Here is a 22,700-nt window from a genome sequence, read left to right on the forward strand (position 1 = left end):
TTAAAGCATATCGCCGGAATCATCTGGCATTATGTAGGGCAATTCCCTGCGGATCGCCCAAGGTCTCCGGCGAAAAACAGCAAGCTGTCCGGTGGAAAAATTTAACCCAAACGCGAAAAGATAAGGCCAAGCCCCAGCACCGCCAATGCAGCACCTGCCCAACTGAGGGCGGTCGGGCGCTGCCCCGTGCGCAGCCACAGCAAGGGTAGGATGATCACGGGAGAGGTCGCCGAAAGTGTCGCGATGATGCCGGTTTGCGAGCCTTGCAGCGCATAAAGGAACAACGTCATGCCAACCAGCAAGCCGATAAAGGCGGTGGCAGCGGTCCAGAGCAGCGGCTTGCGGCTGAATTCTGGCGTCGGCGGGGCCAATGGGGTGGCGGCGAGGGCACCCATCGCAAGACCCGAAGCGCCAACCCGGAACAACGAGGCGAGGTAAGGGTCCATCCCCGCCATCATCACCGGGCGGGCGATCAGTGAACCTGCGGCTTGGCCGAAAGCGGCGCCAAGGCCGAACAGGACGCCAATGATTGCAGTGCCTTGCAGGGTTTCCAGCCGATGCGCATTAGCGCTAGGGCGGCCGAGGATGGCCAAGGCCACGCCACTGGCAGTCAGGCCGATGCCGACGATGGCGCGCCACGGCAGCGCCTCGCCCAACAGCGCCCAGCCCATCAGCGCGGCCATCGGGGCGTTCAGCGCGAACACCGCACCCGCACGACGGGGGCCGATGCGGCCGACGGCTGCGAAGTTCAGTGTGTCGCCAAGCAGGATGCCGATCACGCCCGAGACCGCGAGGGTCAGCAGGGCTGCGCTATCCGGCACGCCGAAGCCGCCTGTCGCCAGCACGATCAGCCCCAGCAGCAGGGTGACGAACACCTGCCGGATCAGGTTGAAGTGAAACGCGCCAAGGCTGCGCACCGCATCGGCGGCAAACAGCCCCGTGGTGGCCCAGCAGGTCGCGGTGCCAAGGGCTGCGAGTTCATGCAGGGGCAGGGCCATTGTGATCTCCGAATTTTGCCGGAGTTTTAGGCAGATATCAGGAACATTGCAAGAACTGCGGCGCCTAAACCATCATTTCTTTCGTCGCCGTTAACTTCACTTCGGGATAATCGCGCTCAATGCGGTCGATGTCCCATTTCAGGCGGGTCAGGAAAACCGTGTCGCCGTCATTGTCCAAGGCGATATGACCCTTGTTGACGTTGACGAATTTTTCGACCTCGGCCTTGGCCCCCGACACCCAGCGTGCGGAGGTGAATTGACTGGGCTCGAACCGCACGGGCAGGGAGTATTCTTGCTCGATCCGGCTGGCCAAAACCTCAAACTGCAACGGCCCGACCACGCCGACGATAAAGCCCGAGCCGATCATCGGTTTGAACACTTTCGCAGCGCCTTCTTCGGCGAATTGCATCAGCGCCTTTTCCAGATGCTTGGCCTTCATCGGATCGCCTGCGCGCACCACTTGCAACAGCTCCGGCGCAAACGACGGGATGCCGGTAAAGCGCAGGGCCTCACCCTCGGTCAGTGCATCGCCAATCCGCAGCTGGCCGTGGTTCGGGATGCCGATGATGTCGCCAGCCCAAGCTTCCTCGGCCAGTTCGCGGTCAGCAGCGAGGAACATCACCGGGTTGGCGATGGCCATTTGCTTTTTGCTGCGCACATGCAGCAGTTTCATGCCGCGCTGAAAATGCCCCGAGGCCATGCGCACGAAGGCGACGCGGTCACGGTGCTTGGGGTCCATATTGGCCTGCACCTTGAAGACAAAACCTGTAACCGTTTGTTCTTCTGGGTCAATCTGGCGTTCTTTGGCCTTTTGCGGTTGCGGCTCGGGGCCATATTCGCCCATGCCGTCCATCAATTCCTTCACGCCAAACGAGTTGATCGCCGAGCCAAACCAGATCGGCGTCATCGAGCCGTTCAGGAAAGCCGCGCGGTCAAAGGCGGGCAGCAAAGCTTTCGCCATTTCAAGCTCTTCGCGCAGTTTCTTCAACTGCTCGGGCGCAATGTGATCCGCCAGTTTCGGGTCATCAAGGCCAGAGATCTGGATGGTTTCCGCGACCTTATTGCGGTCGGCGCGGTCCATGATTTCCAATCGGTCGTGTAGCAGGTCATAAGCGCCGACGAAATCGCGACCCATCCCGATGGGCCAAGAGGCGGGCGTCACATCAATCGCCAGATTCTCTTGGATTTCATCAATGATATCAAAAGTATCCCGCGATTCCCGGTCCATCTTGTTACAGAAGGTCAGGATCGGCAGGTCGCGCATCCGGCAGACCTCGAACAGCTTTTGCGTCTGACTTTCGACGCCTTTCGCACCGTCAATCACCATGATCGCAGCGTCAACAGCGGTCAAAGTGCGGTAGGTGTCTTCGGAAAAATCCGAGTGGCCGGGGGTATCGACCAGATTGAAGCGATACTGCCGGAAATCGAACGACATAGCCGAGGCAGACACAGAAATCCCGCGCTCTTGCTCCATCTTCATGAAATCCGAGCGGGTGCGGCGGGCTTCGCCCTTGGCGCGCACTTGGCCCGCCATCTGAATGGCCCCCCCAAACAGCAGGAATTTTTCGGTGAGCGTGGTTTTGCCAGCGTCGGGGTGCGAAATGATCGCAAAGGTCCGGCGGCGGGCGATTTCGGGCGGAAGGGGGGCGCGATTGTCAAGCATGCGCGGGCTTTAGCCGAAAGCAACCGTAACGTCTACCGTTGCCGCGCAGGCACGGTGCGGGGTGTTTTGAACAAAGCCTCTGGCCCGATGGAATCGAGAAATTGCCGACCCGCTTCGGTGCCGAAATGCTGGTTCTGGCTGAGGCCGGGGAAGCGCGCCTTCACATCCTCGGCCAGTTCCACCGGCAGGCGGTTCACGGTGGCATCATTGACCATCAGGCTTTCGGCAGGCACGCCTTCCGCATAGATGATTTCGTGGTGATCAAACACGATGCTGAAGAAATCGACAAAGCCGCCTTCTTGGATGAAAACAGATTTATGATCCACCAGATAGCGCGCCTGCACCAACAGCTCGGATGTGGGCAGCCCTGCGCTGCGCTGGCGTTGATAGAGAAACATCCGGTGGTGCTGGCTGACCAAAAGATCGCCGGAATTGCCCAAAGTGCCCGCAGTGATTACCACCGGGGCAAAGGCCCCCACCGCGCGCAGGGTGGTGGAGCCGATCCAGCGGATTTCCTGCCCGCCATGATCGCGGCTGAGAACCTTATCCCCGATCTGTAGCGACTCAATCGCACGCTGCTGACCCGAAGCGAGGGTGATCATGGTGCCGCGCGCGAAGGACACGCACAAAAGGTCAGCCAGCCCGGTGTCTTGCGGCGCGTCGTCAATTTTCAGCAACGTGTAGTCGTTTAAGCCCGCCATTGGCGACAGTGGCAGCACAAACCGCGCGCCATCCGGCAGTGAGATCAGCACCAAATCGACCTGATCGCCGTCGCTGCTCATCATCGTATAGCGCGCCTCAAACAGCAAAGCATCGCCGACTTGGCCCACGGCCGAGCCCGCGCCCACCCGCTGTTGGCCCTCGGCGCGCGTCACCACAAGCCGCAAGGGCTTTTGGCTTTCATCCAGCGCGTAAAGATCGCCGGGGCAGACCTCCTCCGGGCCCATCAAGCCGTCACCCATATTCACCCCGTTGATCACATAAATCGCATCGGCTGCCAGAACTTGGCAGGCGTGGCCGGGTGCGGTTTGGGTTTGTTTGGCTGTCATGCTGTGAAGGCTACCGAATAATGGTTAAGTCTGCATATGAACCGCGCTGGGGCGGCGGCTCAAGCCAGTAGAGACCAAAATTAGGGTTAAATTTTGGCTGGGCACTGGATTTGATGTGATTGCTTTGGCTTACACCCCGCTGCATCGGCTGCTAGGCTGGCGCAAATGAAGGAGATGTGGCGATGGATTTGGGGATCAAAGGCAAACGGGCACTGGTCTGTGCGGCGTCAAAGGGCTTGGGTCGTGGCTGTGCGATGGCTTTGGCGGAAGCCGGGGTCAATCTGGTGATCAACGCGCGCGGGGCTGAGGCGCTGGAGGCGACGGCAGCCGAGTTGCGCAAATTTGGCGTGAATGTGGTGGCGGTTGCGGCTGACATTACCTCGGAAGACGGGCGTGCGGCGGTGCTGTCGGCGGCGGGGTCGGTGGATATTCTGGTGACCAATGCGGGCGGCCCACCTCCGGGGATCTGGTCGGATTGGGAGCGTGCGGATTTCATCAAAGCGCTGGATGCCAATATGCTGACGCCGATTGCGCTGATGAAAGCGCTGCTGCCGGGGATGATTGCCAAAGGCTGGGGTCGGGTGGTGAACATCACCTCGCAATCGGTGAAATCGCCGATCCCGCAACTGGGGTTGTCGAACGCGGCGCGAGCGGGGTTGACGGGGTATGTGGGGGGTACTTCGCGGCAGGTTGCGCCATTTGGTGTTATTATCAATAATTTGCTGCCCGGTATTCATGCAACCGATCGCGCGGTGTCGCTGGATACCGGCGTGATGAAAGCGCGCGGCATCACCATGGAGCAAGCGCAGGCGGAGCGTGCGGCAGAGATCCCGGCGCGGCGCTACGGCACGGCGACAGAGTTCGGCGCAACCTGTGCGTTTATGTGCAGCCAGTATGCGGGCTATATGGTCGGGCAGAACATCTTGCTCGATGGCGGCGCGATGAACGCGACGATGTGAACTTGTCGTGCTTTGGGGCGGCTGGTAGGGAAGTCTGGAAAAATCGCCGGGATGAGTATGGCCACCGCATCTGAACGCCTTGAAGTGCCAGAACGTCTGGAAGCGCTGGGGCTTACCCGCTCATTTGGCGGGCGGGCGGTGGTTTCTGACGTGTCGTTGCAGGTGGCGGCTGGGCAGGTGATGTGCCTGCTGGGGCCGTCGGGCTGTGGGAAATCGACCACGCTGCGGATGATTGCAGGGGTGGAAACCCCGGATCAGGGGCGGATTCTGATTGACGGCCAAGAGGTGTTCGGGCCGGGGGGGAACCTGCCGCCCGAAGCGCGCGGCGTTGGGCTGATGTTTCAGGATTTCGCCCTGTTTCCGCATTTGACCGTGGCGGGGAATGTGGCGTTTGGGCTGGCGGGCGACAAGGCTGCCAAGATGCGGCGTGTCGATGAACTGCTTGAAAAGGTGAACCTTTCCGGCTTTGGTGTGAAGCACCCGCATGAGCTTTCGGGCGGTGAGCAGCAGCGCGTGGCCTTGGCGCGGGCTTTGGCACCGCGTCCGCGCGTGATGCTGATGGACGAGCCGTTTTCTGGCCTCGACAATCGGTTGCGCGATGGCATCCGCGATGCAACGCTCGAGGTGCTGAAGGCCGAGGGGGCTGCGGTGTTGCTGGTGACGCACGAGCCGGAAGAAGCGATGCGGATGGCGGACGAGATAGCGCTGATGCGGGATGGCAAGATTGTGCAGCGCGGCGCACCCTATAACGTCTATAACGCGCCGGTGGATCGGGCGGCGGCAGCTTTCTTCAGTGATATCAATGTGATACGGGGCACCTCCCGGGGCGCGCTGACCGAAACGCCGTTCGGGGCATTTCTGACGCCGGGCCATGCCGATGGCGGCGAGGTGGATATCGTGATCCGCCCGCAGCATCTGAAAATCGACTTTGACCGGGCGGGGCGCGGGCCGTATCCGACGATGTCCGAAGGCACGCCCGCACGCGGCGTGGTGCAGCGGGCGCGGTATTTGGGCCATGCCAGCCTTGTGGAATTTCGCATGGAGTTTGACGGCTCGATCCTGACGGCCTCGGTGCCGGGGGTGTTTTTGCCGAAAGCCGAGACGCCGTTGTGGCTGATGATCCGACGGGATCGCTGTTATGTGTTTCCGGCCAGCTAAATCTTGGGCACGCTGCGTTAAGCTGGATCGCGAATCGTCTCAGCGTCCAGCCGCGCGCGGTAGTCGGGCAGGGTGCGACCGGGCTCGTCCGGGTAACGTTCGCCCGTCAGGGTCACCGCCACGATACGATCAACACGAAAGCTGCGGAAATCACCGCGCGCCTCACAAAACGCCGCGAGGGTAGAGATTTTCGCGTGTTTTTCCAGTGCCAGCGGCCGGATGTCGCGGTGGCTCTCGGTGCCACGCGGGTCGATATAGGTGATGGCGACGCGTTCATGGGCCTTGATGGCGCGGCGCAGCGCGGGCAGGTGTTTCGGCGCGCGGTTATCGGTGGGGCCGGGGAAGGCGAACAGATCGCCGGGGTCGTGCGTGGGCGCAGGCGTCACTGCCGCAATACGCTTGGCCAAAGCGCGGGCGGCTTTGGCAAGTGTCGCCTCGGGCCCTTCGGCCGCAAGGCGCAATCCAAGCCGCAGCGCCTCTAATTCCACTGCATTCAGGATCATCGGCGGCAGGGTGATCGGCGCGCGCAGGATGTAGCCAACGCCGCGCTCGCCTTCGACCGGAAGCCCCGAGGCCATCAGCGTGTTCATGTCACGCCAGATCGTGCGGATCGAGACGCCCAGCCGCGTCGATATCTCGGACGCGCGGTGCAAACGGCCATCGCGCAGGATCTGGATCAGGTCAAACAGGCGGTCGGTGCGGCGCATGGGCTTCTATCGCTGGATTTTTCGACAAGAGCAACTGACATATAGCTGTCAGCTATAGCGGAGAATAGCGGCGGTTTACAGGAATTTCCGGTTTCATTCCGCCGGGTTCCCTGCCTAAGTCAGTGCCAGACCTGCCGCAGAGGCGGCTTTATGGAGGATTGATCATGCATCTAAGCCCGTTGCACCTGCTGGTGGTGGCGATTGTTGTGCTTGTGCTGTTTGGCAAAGGCAAAGTCTCGAACCTGATGGGCGAGTTTGGTCGCGGCATCACGGCGTTCAAGAAGGGCGTGTCGGATGGCACCTCTGAGATTGAAAAAGAAGCGGCGGCCAAGGCTGCGCGCGATGTAACGCCCGCCGAAGCGCCAGTTGAGGCCGATAAAGACAAGGTCTGAGGCTTGCGGCTTTTGCTGTGATCTGATGTCTGTCTGACGAGAGGCCATTAGGGCCGGGTGCCGCGAAGGGGCTTGCTTTAGATGTTTGGGGATATCGGCTGGGCCGAATTGGTGCTGATCGGCATCGTGGCGCTGATTGTGATCGGGCCGGAAGATCTGCCGGATATGTTCCGGCAGTTGGGCCGCTTCACCGCCAAGCTGCGGCAGATGTCGCGCGAGTTTTCCCGCGCGATGGAGCAGGCGGCGAAAGACTCCGGCGTCAAGGATGTGGCGGATGATCTGAAGGGCATGACCTCGGCCAAGTCGATGGGCCTGAACAAGGTGAAAGAGGCGGCGGATCGGTTTGAGAAATGGGATCCGATCAAGAATGCGGCCAAGCCTACGGTGGCGTCCAGTGTCGGCAACAAGCCACTGGTGCCGCCGCCGATGCCTGCGGCGGTTCCGACTGTGGGGACAGAGCCTGCAGCGGTTGTCGAAACTGTCGCTGCAGTGGAGCCTAAAATTTTGGGTCCGGAAACGCAGGCTTTGATGGATAAGCAAGCGGCGAAAAAGGCGATTTTGGCCGAGACGGCGCAGAAGCTGAAGGCGGTTGATAGCGGGATTGCGGCCTCGAAAGCCGAGGTGAAGCCCGCCGTGAAGCCGCGTGTGCGCAAGCCTGTGGCGGCTGTCGAAGTGGCCGAGGCCAAGCCCGCACCGAAACCCCGCGCCCCCCGAACCACACCCCCGCGCAAGACCAAGAAGGCGGATGAAGCATGAGCCATACTGATGATGTGGACGCAAGCGCCGCGCCGCTGATCGAGCATCTGAAAGAGCTGCGCAACCGGATTCTGGTTTCGGTCGCGGTGCTGGGCGTAGGCTGTTTGATCGGCTATCTGCTGTGGATTCCGATCTTTCATGTGCTGTCGATTCCGATGTGCAACGCGATGGCGGATTACGGCCAAAAGTGCCAATTCGTGCTGATCAAGCTGCAGGAAGGCTTCTTTGTCGCGGTGAAAATCGCGGTCTGGGCCGGATTTGCGATGTCTTTCCCCGTGATCGCGTTCCAGCTCTGGCGTTTCGTGGCACCAGGGCTGTATCGCAATGAAAAGAGTGCGTTTTTGCCGTTTCTACTGGCGTCTCCGGCGATGTTCATCGCGGGGGCGGCGTTTGCCTATTACATGATCTTGCCGGGGGCATTTCACTTCTTCCTGTCGTATCAGGGCGATTTCTCGAAGGCGATGAATCCGGGGGCTGTGCCGGTGGCACCCTCGATCACCAGTGCGGCGGCGGGGGTGCTCTATCAAGGCTCGGTGGAAAGTTTCCTGTCGCTGACCATGCAATTTATCATGGCGTTCGGGCTGTGCTTTCAGCTGCCGGTGCTGCTGACGCTGATGGGCAAGGCGGGCATGATTTCGTCCTCTGGTCTGCGGGCGACTCGGAAATATGCGGTGGTGGCGATTTTGACGGTCGCTGCGGTGGCAACCCCGCCGGATGTGATGAGTCAGCTGATCATGTTTTTCGCGATTTACCCGCTGTACGAGCTGTCGATCTGGATGATTGCCGGGTTCGAGAAGAAGCGCGAAGCGCAAGAACGCGCGGATGGCACTTGGGTGGACCCGGAAGAATGACCGACGCGCTCACGCGGATTGCCGAGGCTCTGGAGCGGTTGGCTCCTGCGGCGATGCCTGCCCCTGATTTTTCGGCGGAGGCGTTTGCTTGGCACACCGGGCCGGATCGGCTGGAGCCTGTGGCCAAGGTGAGCCGCGTCGATATTGGCCTGCTGATCGGGGTGGATCGCTCGCGAGATACTTTGCTCGCGAACACGCGTTTCTTTGCGCGGGGTTTGCCTGCCAATAACGCGCTGCTTTGGGGCGCGCGGGGCATGGGGAAATCGTCGCTGGTCAAGGCGATCCATGCGTCAGTGCGCAAGGAAGGCCATGATCTGAAGATCGTCGAACTGTCGCGCGAGGACCTACCATCGGTGCAGCGCTTGCTCGCGCATCTGCGGGCGGCACCTCATCAGTTCATCTTGTTCTGCGATGATCTTTCATTCAGCCATGACGACCAGCACTACAAATCGCTGAAAGCGGTGCTGGATGGCGGCATTGAAGGGCGACCCGAGAATGTGCTGCTCTATGCCACCTCAAACCGCCGCCACCTGATGCCGCGCGATATGATTGAAAACGAACGCTCCACCGCGATTACGCCGGGGGAAGCGGTTGAGGAGAAAGTCTCGCTGTCAGATCGGTTTGGGCTGTGGCTGGGATTCCATCCCTGCTCGCAGGACGAATATCTGGCGATGATCCGGGGTTATGCGGACGCGCATGGCGTGGTGGTCGATGCCGATACCCTGCGGGCTGAGGCGATTGAGTGGCAGGCAACGCGCGGCAGCCGCTCGGGCCGGGTGGCGTGGCAATTTTTCTGCGATCTGGCGGCGCGTCACGGGGTTTCTTTGTGACCCCTTGCCATTTCTGCGTGTGAGCCTGATCTTAGCGGCATCATGATCATAGAAATCCTTGTTCTCGCTGCGCTGATCGTTCTGAACGGCGTGCTCTCGATGTCAGAAATGGCGATCGTCTCGGCGCGCCCTGCGCGGCTGAAATCGCTGGAGGGCAAAAGCAAGGGTGCTGCTGCAGCCCTGCGGTTGGCAGAAAATCCGGGTCGGTTTTTGTCGACGGTGCAGATCGGCATCACCATGGTCGGGGTGCTGTCGGGGGCTTTGTCAGGGGCGACCTTGGGTCTGCGGCTGACGAATTGGCTGGTCAAGATGGGGATGGATGCCGATTGGGCCTCGACCGTGGGCGTCGGCGGGGTGGTGGTGTCGATCACCTATGTCTCGCTGATCATTGGCGAACTGGTTCCCAAACAACTGGCGCTGCGCAATGCCGAAGGCGTGGCCATCCGGGTGGCTCCGGCGATGGCTGTGCTGAGCACGGTGACGACTCCGGTGGTGTGGCTGCTGGACTGGTCGGGCAAAACGGTGCTGTGGCTGCTGGGCCAGCGCGGTGTTGGCGGCAATAAGGTGACGGAGGAAGAAGTCCACACCCTGCTGACCGAGGCGCATGAGGGCGGTGTGCTGGAGGATGGCGAGCGTGAGATGATGGCGGGGGTGATGCGTTTGGGGGACCGGACTGCCCGCGCCCTGATGACGCCACGCCATGAGGTGCAGATGCTGGAGCTGGAGGCGACCTCGGCCGAAGCGGTGGCGATGATCCGTAAGATCGCGCGGCCACGGATGCTGGTGCAAAGCCGCGTGACCGGGGAAGTGGTGGGGATTGTCACCCTCGCCGATGTATTCAACGTGGTCTCACGGCGCGAGGCCTTGGATTTGAAGGCGCTGGTGGTCGATGTGCCGGTGGTGTCGGATCAGGCAGATGCTTTGGATGCTCTGGTGGTGCTGCATAAATCGTTGCATCACATCGCGCTGGTTTACGATGAATACGGCCACTTCGAGGGCATCATCACCACCGATGACGTGCTGGAAGCGATCACTGGGGCGGAAAGCTCGGCGGATGCGGATGAGCCTGCTTTGCTGGTGCGGGGCGATGGCAGTTTGTTGGTGTCGGGGTGGATGCCTGCGGATGAGTTCTGTGATCGGCTGGGGCTGTCGCGCGGGCTTGCGGGGGAATACGATACCATCGCGGGGTTGGTGCTGCATCAGCTGCGGCGGATGCCGGTGCTGGGGGATACTTTTGTCGCCGAGGGTTACAAGTTTGAGGTGATCGACTTGGATGGGCTGCGGATTGATAAGATTTTGGTCAGCGAGGTTTGAGGTTGGGGTGGTCCCAACTCGGGACCATTGTTTTTATTGGGTTATTTCGCAGGGTTTTGGTTAAGGTTAACGGGGTGTGAACACTTCGGGGTGCTGAGGGAGCCTCCGGCGGGGATATTTGGGCCATTGTGAAATTGTTTATTGGGCGCAAACTACGGCAAGGCTTGGGTCTTTAGATATAGAAAAGCAACCTTACCCATGAGCAAACGGCATCTGAACTGTCCAAGAATTGTGGCGATCATAATCTCGTTCGGCCTTGTTTCAGCATGCGAAGATGAATGTGAGAACACAATTCTTCAATCTTCGGAATCTCCTGACGGGCATAGTCGGTCGGTTCTGTTCGAAAGAAGCTGTGGGGCGACCACTGGCTTTTCAACGCAGATTTCAATCCTGAAGGATGGGGAAACACTTCGTGGATCGGGAAATATCTTTGCGGTTGACGACAATCGTGGTTCGGCAAAATCAGAAATTTGGGGAGGGCCGTGGGCGGAGTCAGAATGGATATCCAATGACACATTGATTGTGTCATACGACGCAAATTCTCGGGTTTTCAAAACTGAGAAGCAAAAACTCGGTGTCAAAGTAATATTCGAGGCCGTTAGTCACCCAGCACGCGAATAGCATGAATTTCTAATGTCTAGATTGGGTTCAAATCGACGCTCAAAACTGGGCAAGTCTGCTTGGCTCAGTGGCCATGTTTGAACCTGAACATTCTGGGTAAACCGAAAGGCAGCGCCCCACTCGGGAGCGCTGCACCTGTTACTGCAAATACGCCATCGGATCGACGGAATCGACGCCTTTGCGGATCTCGAAATGCACGAAGGCGGGGTCTCCGGCGCGGACGACGGCGATGGCTTGGCCTTTGGTGACTTTGTCGCCTTTGGCGACTTTCAGGCCATCGACGCCAGCGTAGACCGTCAGGATGCCGTCAGCGTGGCGGATCACCACGATGGGGGTGCCTTGGGTGTCTTTGGTGACAGCGGCGACGGTGCCGTCGGCTGCGGCTTTCACCGAAGACCCTGCGGCGGCAGCAATGTCGATGCCGTCATTCTTTTTCTTCACATAGGCGCGGATCACCTTGCCGCTGACTGGCATGGTAAAGCGTGAGGCCGAGGCGGCGGTGCGGTCTTTTCCAAGATCAGCGGCAGGGGCAGGTTTTTCGCTGGCTTTGGCGGGTTTCTCTGCGGGCAGTGGTTTTTTCGCCGAGGGCGGCTCGGGCGTGGGCGAGCCTGCGCCGGGCACCGTGGTAACCGCGACCGGGTCTTTCGGCGGCGGCGAGGCATTGGCGGTGGGGATGATCAGGAACTGGCCTTCGCGGACTTCCAGATCGGGGCCAAGGCCGTTCCAATCGGCAATCGAGCGGGCAGAGATGTTGTAGATGCGGGCAATCGAGAACGCGGTCTCGCCGCGTTTGACTTGGTGGCGGATTGGCTCGGTGCCTGTGGGTTTGCTCGGCTTCGCGGCGGCGGGCGTGGTGGTGCCGACACGGTCAAGTGCTGTGGTGGCGATGGAGGAGACATCGACCGCGCCGGGGGTGGCGGTGCTGCCTGCGGGGGTTGCGGCGACGCGGGCCGGCAAAGCAAGGGTTTCGCCTTCGCGCAAGCTGTCACCGGGGTTCAGGCCGTTATACTTCGCCACTTGATCAGCGGGCAGACCGACACGGGCAGCAACGGAGGCTACGGTATCGCCGCGCTGTGCGACTGCGGCTTGGTAATTTGGGTAAGACAAAACACCGTTGGCATCGGCTGCGGGGCGCGGGTCGGTGGCGCGCAGGGCGGCATCCGACGTATCCAGCGCGCCATGGCCCGCGCGCAGGTCCCAGTCAAACGGCTTGGTTTTGCCGCAGGCGGAGACCATCAGCAGGGCGGATAGGCCAAGAATGGGAAGGCGCGATAGGGTCATGCTTGCCTCTGTACCTTGCCCGGTTGGTCCGGGCGTCTTGTTGCGTTCTAGTCTGCACTGATGCCCTCTACCAGTGGCACAAACCGCACTGGGCGAAGTTCTTCGTAATCGTAGCCTGTGGCCAGCCTAGTGACTTTGATCAGGTGCTGCACTGTATCAGATTGGCCGACAGGCACCACCATGATACCGCCAACTTTCAACTGCGCCAAGAGCGGGCCGGGCGGGTCTTCGGCGGCGGCCGTCACGATGATGCGATCAAACGGCGCTTGGTCGGGCAGGCCGAAGCTGCCGTCTGCGGTCATTGCGACGATATTGACGAGGCCCATATCGCGGAACAGGTCTTGCGCCTCGCGCACAAGGCGGCGGTGGCGGTCGACGGTGTAGACGCGTCGCGCAAGGTGGGCGAGGATGGCGGCTTGGTAGCCGGAGCCAGTGCCGACCTCTAAGACCGTATCGCGCGGGCTGATGTTGAGGGCTTGCGTCATCAGGCCGACCACGGAAGGCTGGCTGATGGTCTGACCGCAGGCGATGGGCAGCGGCATGTCTTCATAAGCGCGTTCGGCGAACAGGCCACGCACGAACTGGCCACGATCCACCCGCTCCATCACGGAAAGCACGCGGGCGTCGGTCACACCTTTGGATCTGAGGGCAAACAGGAATCGCATCTTGCGCTCGGCCGCCGTCTCATCTTCGGGCAGGCCGTTCTCCATCATCCCAACCGCTTTGTGAGGTCGGCGATGGTGTCGTGGGCGGTCAGATCGCAGCGCAGGGGGGTGATCGAGATATAGCCGTCAAGGTTCACGGCGGCATCGGTGCCGGGCAGGGTGGGGGTGTGCTGCGGGCCGCCCTTGATCCAGAGGAAGCGTTTGCCGGAAGGGGCGGTGTAGGGTTGGATGCCAAAGCTGGTGTCGCGGCGGAAACCTTGCGGCGCAACCCTGTGGCCCTTGACGGCCTTTGCGGCGCAGGGCGGGAAGTTGACGTTGTAGAAGATGCGGTAATCGTCGGTGGTCCAGATGGCTTTATCCAGCAGGGCGCGGATGATTTTGGCGCCATGGGTCGCGGCGGCCTCGAACGGATCGTCTAGATCTTCGGTGTCGTGGCCCATGTATTGCGACAGCGCAATGGCGGGGATGCCGTGCAGGGCGGCTTCCATAGCCGCACCGATGGTGCCGGAATAGAGCACGTTTTCGGCGGAATTGTTGCCGCGGTTGACGCCGGACAACACCAGATCGGGTTTCGCGCCTTCCAGCACGTCGTAGACTCCGGCCAGCACGCAATCGGCGGGCGAGCCTTCGACGGCATAGCGGCGGTCGGCCAGTTTGGCGTTGATCATCGGGTGGGTGTAGCTGATGCAATGGCCGACGCCGGATTGCTCAAACGCGGGGGCGACGGTCCAGACTTCGCCCTTGGGTCCGGCGATTTCCTGCGCGATGCGGGTCAGCGTGACAAGGCCGGGGGCGTTGATGCCGTCGTCGTTGGTGATCAGAATGCGCATCGGTCTGCCCTTTTATTATGGGGCATTGATAAACGCTTGGGGCGCGGGCGGCAAGCAGTGCTGGTGGGTCGGGTGCGTTAAACCGCAATCTGTGCTATGCGTGCCGCTATTTTCGCAAGGTGGGCGGCGCGGGAGGCTTCGGTGCTGCTGGCTACGGCATAATGGGCGAGCCAGAGGGTTTTGCACTGGCGGTTGGTGCAGGCGCGCAAGGACCGCAGGAATTGGCGGCGTCCGGGGGCGGCGAGGAGGAGGTTGTATTGCAGGCTTGTCGCGCCAAGGCTGGTGAGCACACCGAGCAGGCGGATGTTGGGCAGGCCGGGGCGCAGGGTTTTGCCGTCGACGTGGAAGGCGATGCCGGGGCGGAATGTGCGGTCGAGCCAGCCCTTCAGGATGGCGGGCGGGCCGCTCCACCATGTCGGGTGGGTGAAGATCAGGCCCTCGGCCCATTGCAGGGCTTCGATGTGGGGGGAAAGGGCGTCGTCTATGGCATCGGGGTCGGGGTAGCTGAGCCACTCGTCGGGGGTTAGGTTCGGTTGGAAGTTCTCGGCGTAGAGGTCGATGAGTTTGGTTTCGTGACCTTTTGCCGTCGCGGCTTGAATGGCGGTATCGCGGCAGGCGGTGGTGAAGCTGTCGGCATGGGGATGGGCGTGGACGAACAGCAGGCGCATCAGGCGGAGTTGGCAGAGTTTGAGCCGCGTTGGCTTTGCGCCAGTTTCAGCAGGGTGTGGGCGGTGATCGCGATCAGGATCACGCAGCCGCCGATCAGGGTTTTCGTGCCCGGATTCTCGCCGATGAACAGCCAGACCAGCAGCGGGCCTGCGATGATTTCCAGCATGGTGATCATCGAAACCTCGGCGGCGGGCAAGTAGCGCGGACCGATTTGCAGCAAAGCGCAGCCTCCGGCGAGGATGACGCCACCGGAGATGAAGATCAAGGCGGCTTGCTGGAGGTCAAGCGGGGCCATGGGCGCGAAGGGGTAGGCGATGGCGGACGTGAGCAGGTAGCCGATGGCGATGGCGGGCATCAGATTGCCTTGCGGGGCCATGCGGATCACAACGTAATAGGCGGCGATGACGACGGCATTGGCCAGCGCAAAGAGGTCGCCTGACAGGTGACCGCCGCCCAAGCTGCCCGCGCCGATGATGCCGACGCCCGCGAACACGGTGAAGATCGCGCCCCATGTCGGGGTGTCGATCCGCTCGCGCAGGATCGCCCATGACATCAGGGCGGCGATGAACGGGGCGGTGGCGAGGATCAGCAGGGCGTTGGCGGCGGAGGTTTGGCCCAAGGAGGCGAGGAAGAACACCGAGCCTATGCCTTGCAGGAAGATCATCGCGAGCGACGGCCAGCGCAAGAGTTCGCGCCAATGCGGCAGACTGGCGCGGCCGAAGATTGCCAGACCTGCGAAGGTGGTGACGGCGGCGGCGATGCCGCGCCAGACCGCGATGGTCATGGTGTCAGTGTCGATCAGGCGCACCACCAAAGCGTCGGGGAAGAAGAACAACGCGCCCAGCAGGGTGACAGCAAAGCCATAGGCTTGCGGGTTGCGGGCGGAAAGTGGTGGGCGGGCGGTGGTCATGGGTGTCTCCTCTGCCGGGGTTATAGGGGATTGGTGAGGCGGGGGAAGGTCTGGGGGCGACAGGGGGAGGGGTGGAATTGGGGGGTGTATGGAGGTTTGGTATCCGCTGCCATGTTTCTCAGGTTTTCTATGTCTTAGTCATTGCAAGCAAACAACCCGCCCGGATTCAAGGCGCTTTAGCGCCGCCGGGCAGCGCCTGACCGCCCCCACGGGCGGGCGCTTCTGCGCTGTCTCGCTTAGAACTTCTGGGGGATTTGCTGAAGCATAAAGTGCCTAGAACATCTGTGGCTGCGCCCACCCGGCGGTCTGGCGCTGCCCTATGTTGTGCATGTAAAACGCAGTTGATCTAATAACTTGGCGGACATTGCAAGCAAGTCTTTTCTGAAATACCGTAGTCCTGATTAATGTTGCATAGGAACCCATCACCTAATTTCTGATCAGAAGAGAACCGATGCGAATTTGCGATCTCGCAGGCTACTTGTCCGCACTTTGGGTTACAGGTTCTGTTCCCGCTTTTGCAGACAATCCTTTGCCACTTGTAGAGCACGCTGGAACAATCGGTGCTCCTGAATTCATTGCAGTCTTCAAAAATTTTTGCCTTGAGCACTTTGCGAATTTCCCCGCAATAAAAGCTGCATTCAACAATAATGGGTTTGATGTAACCCCTCGTTTTGATGACTGTCCTTGGCCGACTTGGAAAGTCACCGATGATCGTAAAGGCATCTTAGGGCTATTCGGATTCAGCAAGGGGTATGACGATTACGACTACGATGTTTGTGTGATCGAAGCATATGTGATCGACCCAGAGACAATGGATAGAAAGACTCTCGCCGCGGACCTGGCTGCCGGCGCTCCAGTTCGCCAAAGTCCGCCAATTTCTCGCTGGGCGAATGGTTTTGAAAGCACTTTCACGCGATGTGCTGCGGACGGCAATGAGGCAGAAATATCCTTGGAATGGCCAGACCTTTGGGTGCATAAGCCTTCCGGTCAAACCGCTTCACAACGTGAGCGGAAGAAGTTCACCCTGAGTATCACACGAAAATTAAAGTACATTGGGTCGGACCTTAGCAAGTTTAAACGCGAGGGGGAGCGAACACCCTGTTAGCAATGCTGGCGCAGTCGAGCTCGCAGATATCTGACACTACTTTGGCGTTCCCCTCTTGCCCGGAATCAAGGGCGAAGCCCGCCGGGCCGCGCCCGCCCTCCCGCCGGGAGGGCGCGATTGCCAAGGTCACCAGCAGAAGTTCTGGGGGAGTGCTTGAGGCATAAAGTGCGTAGAACTTCTGTTGGCGCGTCCTCCCGAGGTCGGGCGCGGCCCTGTGTTGGTGATCAAAAACTGCACAAATATCGGCCATCACTTGCCTGCGTTTGCGATTGCGCTCTTGAAGCCTGCTTCGGCAAGGGTCAATAAGGGACGCAAGTTTGCGCATCGCTTGCGGCGCGCCATAGCCAGAGGATCAGCCATGCCTGTTTATCGTTCCAGAACCACCACTCACGGCCGCAATATGGCGGGTGCGCGCGGGCTTTGGCGTGCGACGGGGATGAAGGATGGCGACTTTGGCAAGCCGATCATTGCGATTGTGAACTCGTTCACCCAGTTTGTCCCCGGGCATGTGCATCTGAAAGACCTCGGGCAGATGGTGGCGCGCGAGGTCGAGCGGGCTGGTGGCGTGGCGAAGGAATTCAACACCATTGCGGTGGATGATGGCATTGCGATGGGGCATGACGGGATGCTGTATTCGCTACCGTCGCGGGAATTGATCGCGGATTCGGTGGAATATATGGTCAACGCCCATTGCGCGGATGCGATGGTGTGTATTTCCAACTGCGACAAGATCACTCCCGGCATGCTGATGGCGGCGATGCGGCTGAACATTCCGGTGGTGTTTGTGTCGGGCGGGCCGATGGAGGCTGGCAAGGTGGTGATCGACGGCAAGGAATTGGCGCTCGATCTTGTCGATGCGATGGTCTCGGCGGCGGATGAAAGCGTGTCGGATGCGGATCTGGCGAAGATTGAGGCAGCGGCTTGCCCGACGTGTGGGTCATGTTCGGGGATGTTTACGGCCAATTCGATGAACTGTCTGACGGAAGCTTTGGGGCTGTCTTTGCCGGGCAATGGCTCGACTTTGGCGACGCATTCGGCGCGGCAGGGGTTGTTCCTTGAGGCGGGGCGGGTGATCGTCGATATCACCAAGCGGCATTATGAGGGCAACGAGAAGGGCCTGTTGCCGCGCGAGATTGCGAGCAAAGGCGCGTTTGAAAATGCGATGGCGCTGGATATTGCGATGGGTGGGTCCACCAACACTGTGCTGCACATCTTGGCTGCGGCGCACGAGGGTGGCGTCGATTTCACCATGGCCGACATTGATGCTTTGAGCCGCAAGGTGCCGGTGTTGTGCAAGGTGGCCCCGGCCAAGCAGGACGTTCATATGGAGGACGTGCATCGCGCGGGCGGGATCATGGCGATCTTGGGTCAGTTGGATGCGGCGGGGCTGTTGAACCGCGATTGTCCGACGGTGCATGCGCCGACGTTGGGGGCGGCGATTGACCATTGGGATATTTCGCGCAGCAATCATCCAGAAGTGCGCGAGTTGTTTTTGGCGGCACCGGGTGGGGTTCCGACCCAAGTTGCGTTCAGCCAGAGCCGGAAATGGGCGGAGTTGGATACTGACCGGGCGAAGGGGGTTATTCGTTCGGCGAAGACTCCGTTCTCGAAGGATGGCGGCTTGGCTGTGCTGTCGGGGAACATTGCGCCAGAGGGCTGTATTGTGAAGACCGCTGGGGTGGATGACAGCATTCTGGTGTTCGCAGGCCCGGCGCGGGTGTTTGAATCGCAGAACGCCGCCGTGGAGGCGATCCTGTCGAACTGGATCAAAGAAGGCGATGTGCTGGTGATCCGCTATGAGGGGCCGAAAGGTGGGCCGGGGATGCAGGAGATGCTGTATCCGACCTCGTATCTGAAATCGAAGGGGCTTGGCAAAGCCTGTGCACTGCTGACCGATGGGCGGTTCTCGGGCGGCACTTCGGGTCTGTCGATTGGGCATGTCTCGCCTGAGGCGGCTTCGGGGGGGCTGATTGGCCTTGTGGAAGAAGGCGACCGGATTGAGATCAACATTCCGGCGCGGACCATTCATTTGGCGGTGTCGGAGGCGGATCTGGCGGTACGGCGGGCGGCGCAGGATGCCAAGGGTTGGAAGCCGGTGAAGCCGCGGGCGCGGAAAGTGTCTCAGGCGCTGCGGGCTTATGGGTTGTTTGCGACTTCGGCGGCGACGGGGGCTGTGCGGCGGTTGCCGGGCGAGTAAGGGCGGTTTGCTGCAGGGAGCGCCGGGGGTTTCACACCCCCGGACCCCCGTGGGATATTTGAGCCAAGATGAAAGCAAATTTTAGATAAATTTTAGGGGCTTTCCCGATCTAAACGAGTGCCGCGCCGCTATAGGTTAGTTCTGGCGGCTTTTCGGGGCCTCACTGCGCTGGCGTTACGGCGCGACTGCTTGTTTCAGGAAGCTTTGCGGCGGGGTGCCGAATTCTGCGCGGAAGGCGGCGGTGAAGGCGCTGGGGCTGCGGTAGCCCAGGGCATAGGCGATGGTGGCGCTGCTTTGGCCGCGCGTCAGCCGTTCAATGGCGAGCAGAAGGCGCTGGCGGGCGCGCCATTGGCGGTAGCTGAGGCCGGTTTCGGCGCGGAATAGACGCTCTAGGGTGCGGGAGCTGGCGGCGGTGCTGCGGGCGAGGTCGGGCAGCGGGCTTGGATCATCGGGATGGTTGATCAGGTGACGGGTCAGACGCACAAGGCGGGGATCGTGGCCGCCGGGCAGATGCAGCGGGGCTTCGGGCAGGGTTTCGATCTCATCGGCGATCACAGCACACAGGCGCAGCAGGCGGGGTGAGAAGGCTGCGGTGGTGTCTTCACCGTGCAGCCGCAGGATCAGCGCGCGCATCAGCGGGGTGAGGGTGAGGACGGCGCAGGTCTGGTTGGTGGCGCGCAGCGGCAGCGCGGGGTCGATGTAGAGGTTGCGGATATCGGTTTCAGTATCCGATTGCACCTGATGCGGCACATCGCCGGGGATCCAGACGGCGTGGCTGGGCGGCACGATCCAAGTGGCATCGGCGGCACGGATGCGCAACACGCCCCGCAGCGCCCATAGCAGTTGCGCGCGGGGATGATGGTGCGGGGCGATGCCGTCTTGGGGACGCATGGTGCGGCCATAGGCGAGGATTGGGCGATTGGGGTCGCGCAGGAAGCCAGTGGCACTGGGGGCGTGGTTTGGCGTATGGGCGATATGTTCTGGCATGATGGTGGTCTAACGCATAGTGGCGGTTTCGGCTAGGGTCGCAGCATGAACAATGTGGAGCGGGCGATGCAGCGGGTTGGATTTTCGGTGAAACAGGGGGTGGTGGTGGCTTTGGTGGCGGCGGCGCTGGCGTTGGCTTTGTTGCCGCCTGCGGGGTTGAGTGCGGCGCAGGCGCAGATTCTTGCGGCGGTGCTGGTGACGCTGGGGTTGTGGGCCAGTGGCGTGGTGCCGAATTACTTCGCCAGTTTGATCTTGTTTGCGGTGGTGTTGGTGTTGGGCCTCGCTCCGGCGGATCTGGTGTTTGCGGGGTTTGGCTCGACCGCCGTTTGGTTGATCATTTCGGGCTTTGTGATTGGGGCGGCGATCAGTGCTTCGGGGCTCGGCGTGCGGATGGCGCAGGTGTTGGGGCCGCTGCTGGATGGCAGTTATGCGCGGATGATCTTTGGGCTGACGTTGGTGGCGATGGCTTTGGGCTTCATCATGCCGTCTTCGGTGGGGCGTGCGGTGGTGCTGGTGCCGATTGGTATGGCCTTGGCGGCGCGGGCGGGGTTTCAGCCGGGGTCAAATGGGCGGATTGGCATTGCGGTGACGTTGGCGATTGCCTGCAACATGCCGAGTTTTGCGATTCTGCCCGCGAATATCCCGAATATGGTGCTGTCGGGGGCGGCGGAGACGATCTACGGCGCGCATTTTGGCTATACGGCCTATCTATGGCTGCATTATCCGGTGTTGGGCATCGTGAAGTCGGCGCTCACTGCGGGGATGGTGTTGCGGATGTTTCCGGCAGAGGTGGCACCGCATGTGGTGGCGGCCTCGGCGGCTTCGGACCCTGCCAACAGGTCGGCACAGCTGCGGGTGGCTGGTGTGCTACTGGTGACGCTGCTGCTGTGGATGACAGATTCGGTGCATGGGGTAAATGCGGCTTGGGTGGGGCTTGCTGCGGCTGTGGTGTTGCTGAGCCCCGGATTTGGCGTGGTGACGCCTGCGCTGTTCAAGGCTTCGGTGGATTTCGGGCTGCTGTTGTTTGTGGCGGGGGCGCTGGCGGTGGGAGCACTGGTCAACAGCTCCGGTCTTGGGGCGCTGATCGGGCAGGGGTTGCAAGCTGTTTTGCCGCTGCATCCGGGCGGAACGGCTGCGGATTTCGCCGCGCTGTCGCTGATGTCGATGCTGACGGGTCTGGTGACGACGGTGCCGAGCGTGCCTTCGGTGCTGACGCCGATGGCGCAGGATTTGGCGGCGGCGAGCGGGTTTAGTTTGCAGGCGGTGCTGATGACGCAGGTGGTGGGGTTTTCGACCGTGCTATTGCCGTATCAGGTGGCACCCTTGGTGGTGGCGATGCAGCTTTCGGGCGAAAGCCTAAGGGCCTTGGCGCGGGTGTTGTGGCGCTTGGCGGTGGTGACGGTGGTGGTGCTGTTGCCGCTGGATTATCTGTGGTGGCGGGTTTTGGGCTGGATCTGATCACTCGTCGGGCAGGTTTTCGCGCAGCACCAGTTGCAGGCGCGGCGGGATGTAGGTGTAGGGCTGGTTGCGGGCGGCGGCGGCGAGCAGGTTGAGGGCCTCGCGCGCCTCAACACGGGGGTTCTGGTCAATCACCGCATCCACCGTGCCATCCAGCAGGAAGGCTTTGTTGCTTTCGGTGGCCTCGTGGCAGACGAACACCACGCGATGCTCCAGCCCCCGTGCGCGCAGTTCGGCGGCGATGCCAGAGGTGCCGCCGCCGACGTTGTAGATCGCGGCGAGGTCGGGGTGTTGGTTCAGAAGCGCACTGGTTTCCGCCCGCGCGCGCTGGCGGTCGTCCATAATCTCGCGCAGTTCCAGGATTTGGATGTGGGGAAATTCTTCGCGCAGGATGTGGCGAAAGCCCATCTCGCGTTCCTCATGGCCGCGGTAGGCGAGCGAGCCTGCGAACAGGGCGGCTTTGGCGGGTTGGCCTGCGGGCAGCAGGCGGCCCATCAGTTGCCCGGCCAGCCGTCCGGCCTGGCGGTTGTCGATGCCAACATAGGCAAGCCGGGGGACATTTTGGATATCGGTGGCAAGGGTCAGCACTTGCGTGCCGCTTTGGCTGACGGTGCGGATCGCTTCGCGCACGAGGGGGTGGTCTTGCGCGATCAGGCCGACGCCCGCGACTTGGCCGCGCAGCGCGAGGAGGTGGGCTGCGACGGTTTGTGGGTTAAAGCCCTCGATGCGTTCGATTTTGACACTTAGATCGGGGCGCGCGGCGGCGCTGATCTCGATCTGGCGGTGCAGGGCGTTGATGAAAGCGTTGGTGCCTGCGGGCAAAAGGAAAGCGAGGTCAATCTGGACGGTATGGCTCGGGCGGTCAGGCGTCTCGGTGTCCGAGATGTAGCCCAAGCGCCGCGCGGTTTGCAAAACCACCTCACGCGTGCGTGCGCGGACACCGTCACGGCCATTTAACACCCGATCCACCGTGGCGGAGGAGACATTGGCCTCGCGGGCAACGTCATGCAGGGTGGCACGCGGCGGCGTCGGGTTTTGGGTGTTCATGCGTTTTGGGTCGCTTTGGTTGGGTTTGTTCTTAGTGCCATTGAAAAAGTGATCTGTAAATGATGTATTTTGATTGATTGAAGGTGAGGGAACGCGAAGCTGAAGATATTCTGCTGATGTGCGGACGGGTGGCATTTTTGGGTAATATTACGACATATCAAGGATATGTAGGGTGATCTCTGTGATGGGCACCGCTTTCTTGGCCGGCTCCGCCATCAATTTGCAGCTTTATGATGTTGACGAAATGATTTAT

At 61.1% G+C, this 22,700-nt stretch carries 21 protein-coding genes; 10 read left to right on the plus strand and 11 right to left on the minus strand.

Features of this window, described 5'->3' with window-relative positions; translation table 11 throughout:
• Positions 1–101: 101 nt before the first annotated feature.
• The 3 genes from AKV04_RS02455 to AKV04_RS02465 all read right to left on the minus strand — a co-directional run bounded on the left by AKV04_RS02455 (position 102) and on the right by AKV04_RS02465 (position 3,710).
• Positions 102–998, minus strand: a complete 897-nt coding sequence (locus AKV04_RS02455; protein WP_235815513.1) for a DMT family transporter — start codon at positions 996–998, stop codon at positions 102–104.
• Positions 999–1,062: 64 nt separating this feature from the next.
• Positions 1,063–2,661, minus strand: coding sequence for a peptide chain release factor 3 (locus AKV04_RS02460; RefSeq protein ID WP_054004886.1), 1,599 nt, complete (start codon positions 2,659–2,661; stop codon positions 1,063–1,065).
• Positions 2,662–2,693: 32 nt separating this feature from the next.
• Positions 2,694–3,710 (minus strand): Hint domain-containing protein, encoded by a 1,017-nt coding sequence (locus tag AKV04_RS02465; protein ID WP_054004887.1) that lies wholly within the window; start codon positions 3,708–3,710, stop codon positions 2,694–2,696.
• Between the two features lie 182 nt (positions 3,711–3,892).
• On the opposite strand from AKV04_RS02465, the gene AKV04_RS02470 reads away from it, so the two are divergent.
• Positions 3,893–4,669, plus strand: coding sequence for an SDR family oxidoreductase (locus tag AKV04_RS02470; protein ID WP_054004888.1), 777 nt, complete (start codon positions 3,893–3,895; stop codon positions 4,667–4,669).
• Positions 4,670–4,726: 57 nt separating this feature from the next.
• A complete protein-coding gene (locus AKV04_RS02475; RefSeq protein ID WP_156317315.1) occupies positions 4,727–5,827 on the plus strand; it encodes an ABC transporter ATP-binding protein in 1,101 nt (366 codons plus the stop codon).
• Positions 5,828–5,844: 17 nt separating this feature from the next.
• Here AKV04_RS02475 and AKV04_RS02480 read toward each other — a convergent pair whose 3' ends face one another.
• Positions 5,845–6,534 (minus strand): helix-turn-helix transcriptional regulator, encoded by a 690-nt coding sequence (locus AKV04_RS02480; protein WP_054004890.1) that lies wholly within the window; start codon positions 6,532–6,534, stop codon positions 5,845–5,847.
• A 164-nt stretch (positions 6,535–6,698) separates the two neighbouring features.
• Here AKV04_RS02480 and tatA point away from each other — a divergent pair, with 164 nt between their 5' ends.
• The 5 genes from tatA to AKV04_RS02505 all read left to right on the plus strand — a co-directional run bounded on the left by tatA (position 6,699) and on the right by AKV04_RS02505 (position 10,677).
• Complete coding sequence (tatA, locus tag AKV04_RS02485; RefSeq protein ID WP_156317316.1) at positions 6,699–6,926, plus strand: twin-arginine translocase TatA/TatE family subunit; 228 nt, start codon at positions 6,699–6,701, stop codon at positions 6,924–6,926.
• 81 nt (positions 6,927–7,007) lie between these two features.
• Entirely contained in the window at positions 7,008–7,682 is a 675-nt protein-coding gene (tatB, locus tag AKV04_RS27755; RefSeq protein ID WP_054004892.1) for a Sec-independent protein translocase protein TatB, read from the plus strand.
• Positions 7,679–8,533 (plus strand): twin-arginine translocase subunit TatC, encoded by an 855-nt coding sequence (gene tatC / locus AKV04_RS02495; protein WP_054004893.1) that lies wholly within the window; start codon positions 7,679–7,681, stop codon positions 8,531–8,533. The genes tatB and tatC overlap by 4 nt, the downstream gene beginning before the upstream one ends.
• Complete coding sequence (locus AKV04_RS02500; protein ID WP_054004894.1) at positions 8,530–9,363, plus strand: ATP-binding protein; 834 nt, start codon at positions 8,530–8,532, stop codon at positions 9,361–9,363. The genes tatC and AKV04_RS02500 overlap by 4 nt, the downstream gene beginning before the upstream one ends.
• 42 nt (positions 9,364–9,405) lie before the next feature.
• Positions 9,406–10,677: a hemolysin family protein gene (locus AKV04_RS02505; RefSeq protein WP_054004895.1), complete on the plus strand. Its 1,272-nt coding sequence runs from the start codon at positions 9,406–9,408 to the stop codon at positions 10,675–10,677.
• 759 nt (positions 10,678–11,436) lie between these two features.
• On the opposite strand, the gene AKV04_RS02510 is transcribed toward AKV04_RS02505, so the two are convergent.
• The 5 genes from AKV04_RS02510 to AKV04_RS02530 all read right to left on the minus strand — a co-directional run bounded on the left by AKV04_RS02510 (position 11,437) and on the right by AKV04_RS02530 (position 15,653).
• Positions 11,437–12,579, minus strand: coding sequence for a peptidoglycan DD-metalloendopeptidase family protein (locus AKV04_RS02510; RefSeq protein ID WP_054004896.1), 1,143 nt, complete (start codon positions 12,577–12,579; stop codon positions 11,437–11,439).
• 47 nt (positions 12,580–12,626) lie between these two features.
• Positions 12,627–13,289, minus strand: a complete 663-nt coding sequence (locus AKV04_RS02515) for a protein-L-isoaspartate(D-aspartate) O-methyltransferase (RefSeq protein ID WP_407638395.1) — start codon at positions 13,287–13,289, stop codon at positions 12,627–12,629.
• Positions 13,289–14,074: a 5'/3'-nucleotidase SurE gene (gene surE, locus AKV04_RS02520; RefSeq protein WP_054004898.1), complete on the minus strand. Its 786-nt coding sequence runs from the start codon at positions 14,072–14,074 to the stop codon at positions 13,289–13,291. The genes AKV04_RS02515 and surE overlap by 1 nt, the downstream gene beginning before the upstream one ends.
• A 77-nt stretch (positions 14,075–14,151) precedes the next feature.
• The gene (locus AKV04_RS02525) at positions 14,152–14,742 is read right to left on the minus strand and encodes an NAD(P)H-dependent oxidoreductase (RefSeq protein WP_054004899.1); all 591 of its coding nucleotides are present in this window, start codon (positions 14,740–14,742) and stop codon (positions 14,152–14,154) included.
• The gene (locus AKV04_RS02530; protein WP_054004900.1) at positions 14,742–15,653 is read right to left on the minus strand and encodes a DMT family transporter; all 912 of its coding nucleotides are present in this window, start codon (positions 15,651–15,653) and stop codon (positions 14,742–14,744) included. Before AKV04_RS02530 ends, AKV04_RS02525 begins: the two co-directional genes overlap by 1 nt.
• Positions 15,654–16,104: 451 nt before the next feature.
• Here AKV04_RS02530 and AKV04_RS25980 point away from each other — a divergent pair, with 451 nt between their 5' ends.
• Together AKV04_RS25980 and ilvD are read left to right on the plus strand one after the other, a co-directional pair.
• The gene (locus tag AKV04_RS25980) at positions 16,105–16,758 is read left to right on the plus strand and encodes a hypothetical protein (RefSeq protein WP_156317317.1); all 654 of its coding nucleotides are present in this window, start codon (positions 16,105–16,107) and stop codon (positions 16,756–16,758) included.
• Between the two features lie 358 nt (positions 16,759–17,116).
• On the plus strand, positions 17,117–18,955 hold the full coding sequence (gene ilvD / locus AKV04_RS02540; protein WP_054004902.1) for a dihydroxy-acid dehydratase: 1,839 nt from the start codon (positions 17,117–17,119) through the stop codon (positions 18,953–18,955).
• A gap of 174 nt (positions 18,956–19,129) precedes the next feature.
• Here ilvD and AKV04_RS02545 read toward each other — a convergent pair whose 3' ends face one another.
• Positions 19,130–19,942, minus strand: a complete 813-nt coding sequence (locus AKV04_RS02545; protein WP_054004903.1) for an AraC family transcriptional regulator — start codon at positions 19,940–19,942, stop codon at positions 19,130–19,132.
• A 45-nt stretch (positions 19,943–19,987) separates the two neighbouring features.
• Between AKV04_RS02545 and AKV04_RS02550 the strand changes: the two genes are divergently transcribed.
• Positions 19,988–21,400, plus strand: coding sequence for an SLC13 family permease (locus AKV04_RS02550; protein WP_235815514.1), 1,413 nt, complete (start codon positions 19,988–19,990; stop codon positions 21,398–21,400).
• Here AKV04_RS02550 and AKV04_RS02555 read toward each other — a convergent pair whose 3' ends face one another.
• Positions 21,401–22,447 carry a LacI family DNA-binding transcriptional regulator gene (locus tag AKV04_RS02555; RefSeq protein WP_054004904.1) on the minus strand — a complete coding sequence of 349 codons (1,047 nt, stop codon included), beginning with the start codon at positions 22,445–22,447 and terminating at the stop codon, positions 21,401–21,403.
• Positions 22,448–22,700: the final 253 nt, after the last annotated feature.

The organism is Cypionkella psychrotolerans (genome assembly GCF_001294535.1).
In the GTDB taxonomy this organism is placed as follows: domain Bacteria; phylum Pseudomonadota; class Alphaproteobacteria; order Rhodobacterales; family Rhodobacteraceae; genus Cypionkella; species Cypionkella psychrotolerans.

Excerpts from the sequence above, each read along its gene's own strand:
- AKV04_RS02455 (WP_235815513.1), bottom strand. The coding sequence starts at position 998 with ATGGCCCTGCCCCTGCATGAACTCGCAGCCCTTGGCACCGCGACCTGC.
- AKV04_RS02460 (WP_054004886.1), bottom strand. The coding sequence starts at position 2,661 with ATGCTTGACAATCGCGCCCCCCTTCCGCCCGAAATCGCCCGCCGCCGG.
- AKV04_RS02465 (WP_054004887.1), bottom strand. The coding sequence starts at position 3,710 with ATGACAGCCAAACAAACCCAAACCGCACCCGGCCACGCCTGCCAAGTT.
- AKV04_RS02470 (WP_054004888.1), top strand. The coding sequence starts at position 3,893 with ATGGATTTGGGGATCAAAGGCAAACGGGCACTGGTCTGTGCGGCGTCA.
- AKV04_RS02475 (WP_156317315.1), top strand. The coding sequence starts at position 4,727 with ATGGCCACCGCATCTGAACGCCTTGAAGTGCCAGAACGTCTGGAAGCG.
- AKV04_RS02480 (WP_054004890.1), bottom strand. The coding sequence starts at position 6,534 with ATGCGCCGCACCGACCGCCTGTTTGACCTGATCCAGATCCTGCGCGAT.
- tatA (WP_156317316.1), top strand. The coding sequence starts at position 6,699 with ATGCATCTAAGCCCGTTGCACCTGCTGGTGGTGGCGATTGTTGTGCTT.
- tatB (WP_054004892.1), top strand. The coding sequence starts at position 7,008 with ATGTTTGGGGATATCGGCTGGGCCGAATTGGTGCTGATCGGCATCGTG.
- tatC (WP_054004893.1), top strand. The coding sequence starts at position 7,679 with ATGAGCCATACTGATGATGTGGACGCAAGCGCCGCGCCGCTGATCGAG.
- AKV04_RS02500 (WP_054004894.1), top strand. The coding sequence starts at position 8,530 with ATGACCGACGCGCTCACGCGGATTGCCGAGGCTCTGGAGCGGTTGGCT.
- AKV04_RS02505 (WP_054004895.1), top strand. The coding sequence starts at position 9,406 with ATGATCATAGAAATCCTTGTTCTCGCTGCGCTGATCGTTCTGAACGGC.
- AKV04_RS02510 (WP_054004896.1), bottom strand. The coding sequence starts at position 12,579 with ATGACCCTATCGCGCCTTCCCATTCTTGGCCTATCCGCCCTGCTGATG.
- AKV04_RS02515 (WP_407638395.1), bottom strand. The coding sequence starts at position 13,289 with ATGGAGAACGGCCTGCCCGAAGATGAGACGGCGGCCGAGCGCAAGATG.
- surE (WP_054004898.1), bottom strand. The coding sequence starts at position 14,074 with ATGCGCATTCTGATCACCAACGACGACGGCATCAACGCCCCCGGCCTT.
- AKV04_RS02525 (WP_054004899.1), bottom strand. The coding sequence starts at position 14,742 with ATGCGCCTGCTGTTCGTCCACGCCCATCCCCATGCCGACAGCTTCACC.
- AKV04_RS02530 (WP_054004900.1), bottom strand. The coding sequence starts at position 15,653 with ATGACCACCGCCCGCCCACCACTTTCCGCCCGCAACCCGCAAGCCTAT.
- AKV04_RS25980 (WP_156317317.1), top strand. The coding sequence starts at position 16,105 with ATGCGAATTTGCGATCTCGCAGGCTACTTGTCCGCACTTTGGGTTACA.
- ilvD (WP_054004902.1), top strand. The coding sequence starts at position 17,117 with ATGCCTGTTTATCGTTCCAGAACCACCACTCACGGCCGCAATATGGCG.
- AKV04_RS02545 (WP_054004903.1), bottom strand. The coding sequence starts at position 19,942 with ATGCCAGAACATATCGCCCATACGCCAAACCACGCCCCCAGTGCCACT.
- AKV04_RS02550 (WP_235815514.1), top strand. The coding sequence starts at position 19,988 with ATGAACAATGTGGAGCGGGCGATGCAGCGGGTTGGATTTTCGGTGAAA.
- AKV04_RS02555 (WP_054004904.1), bottom strand. The coding sequence starts at position 22,447 with ATGAACACCCAAAACCCGACGCCGCCGCGTGCCACCCTGCATGACGTT.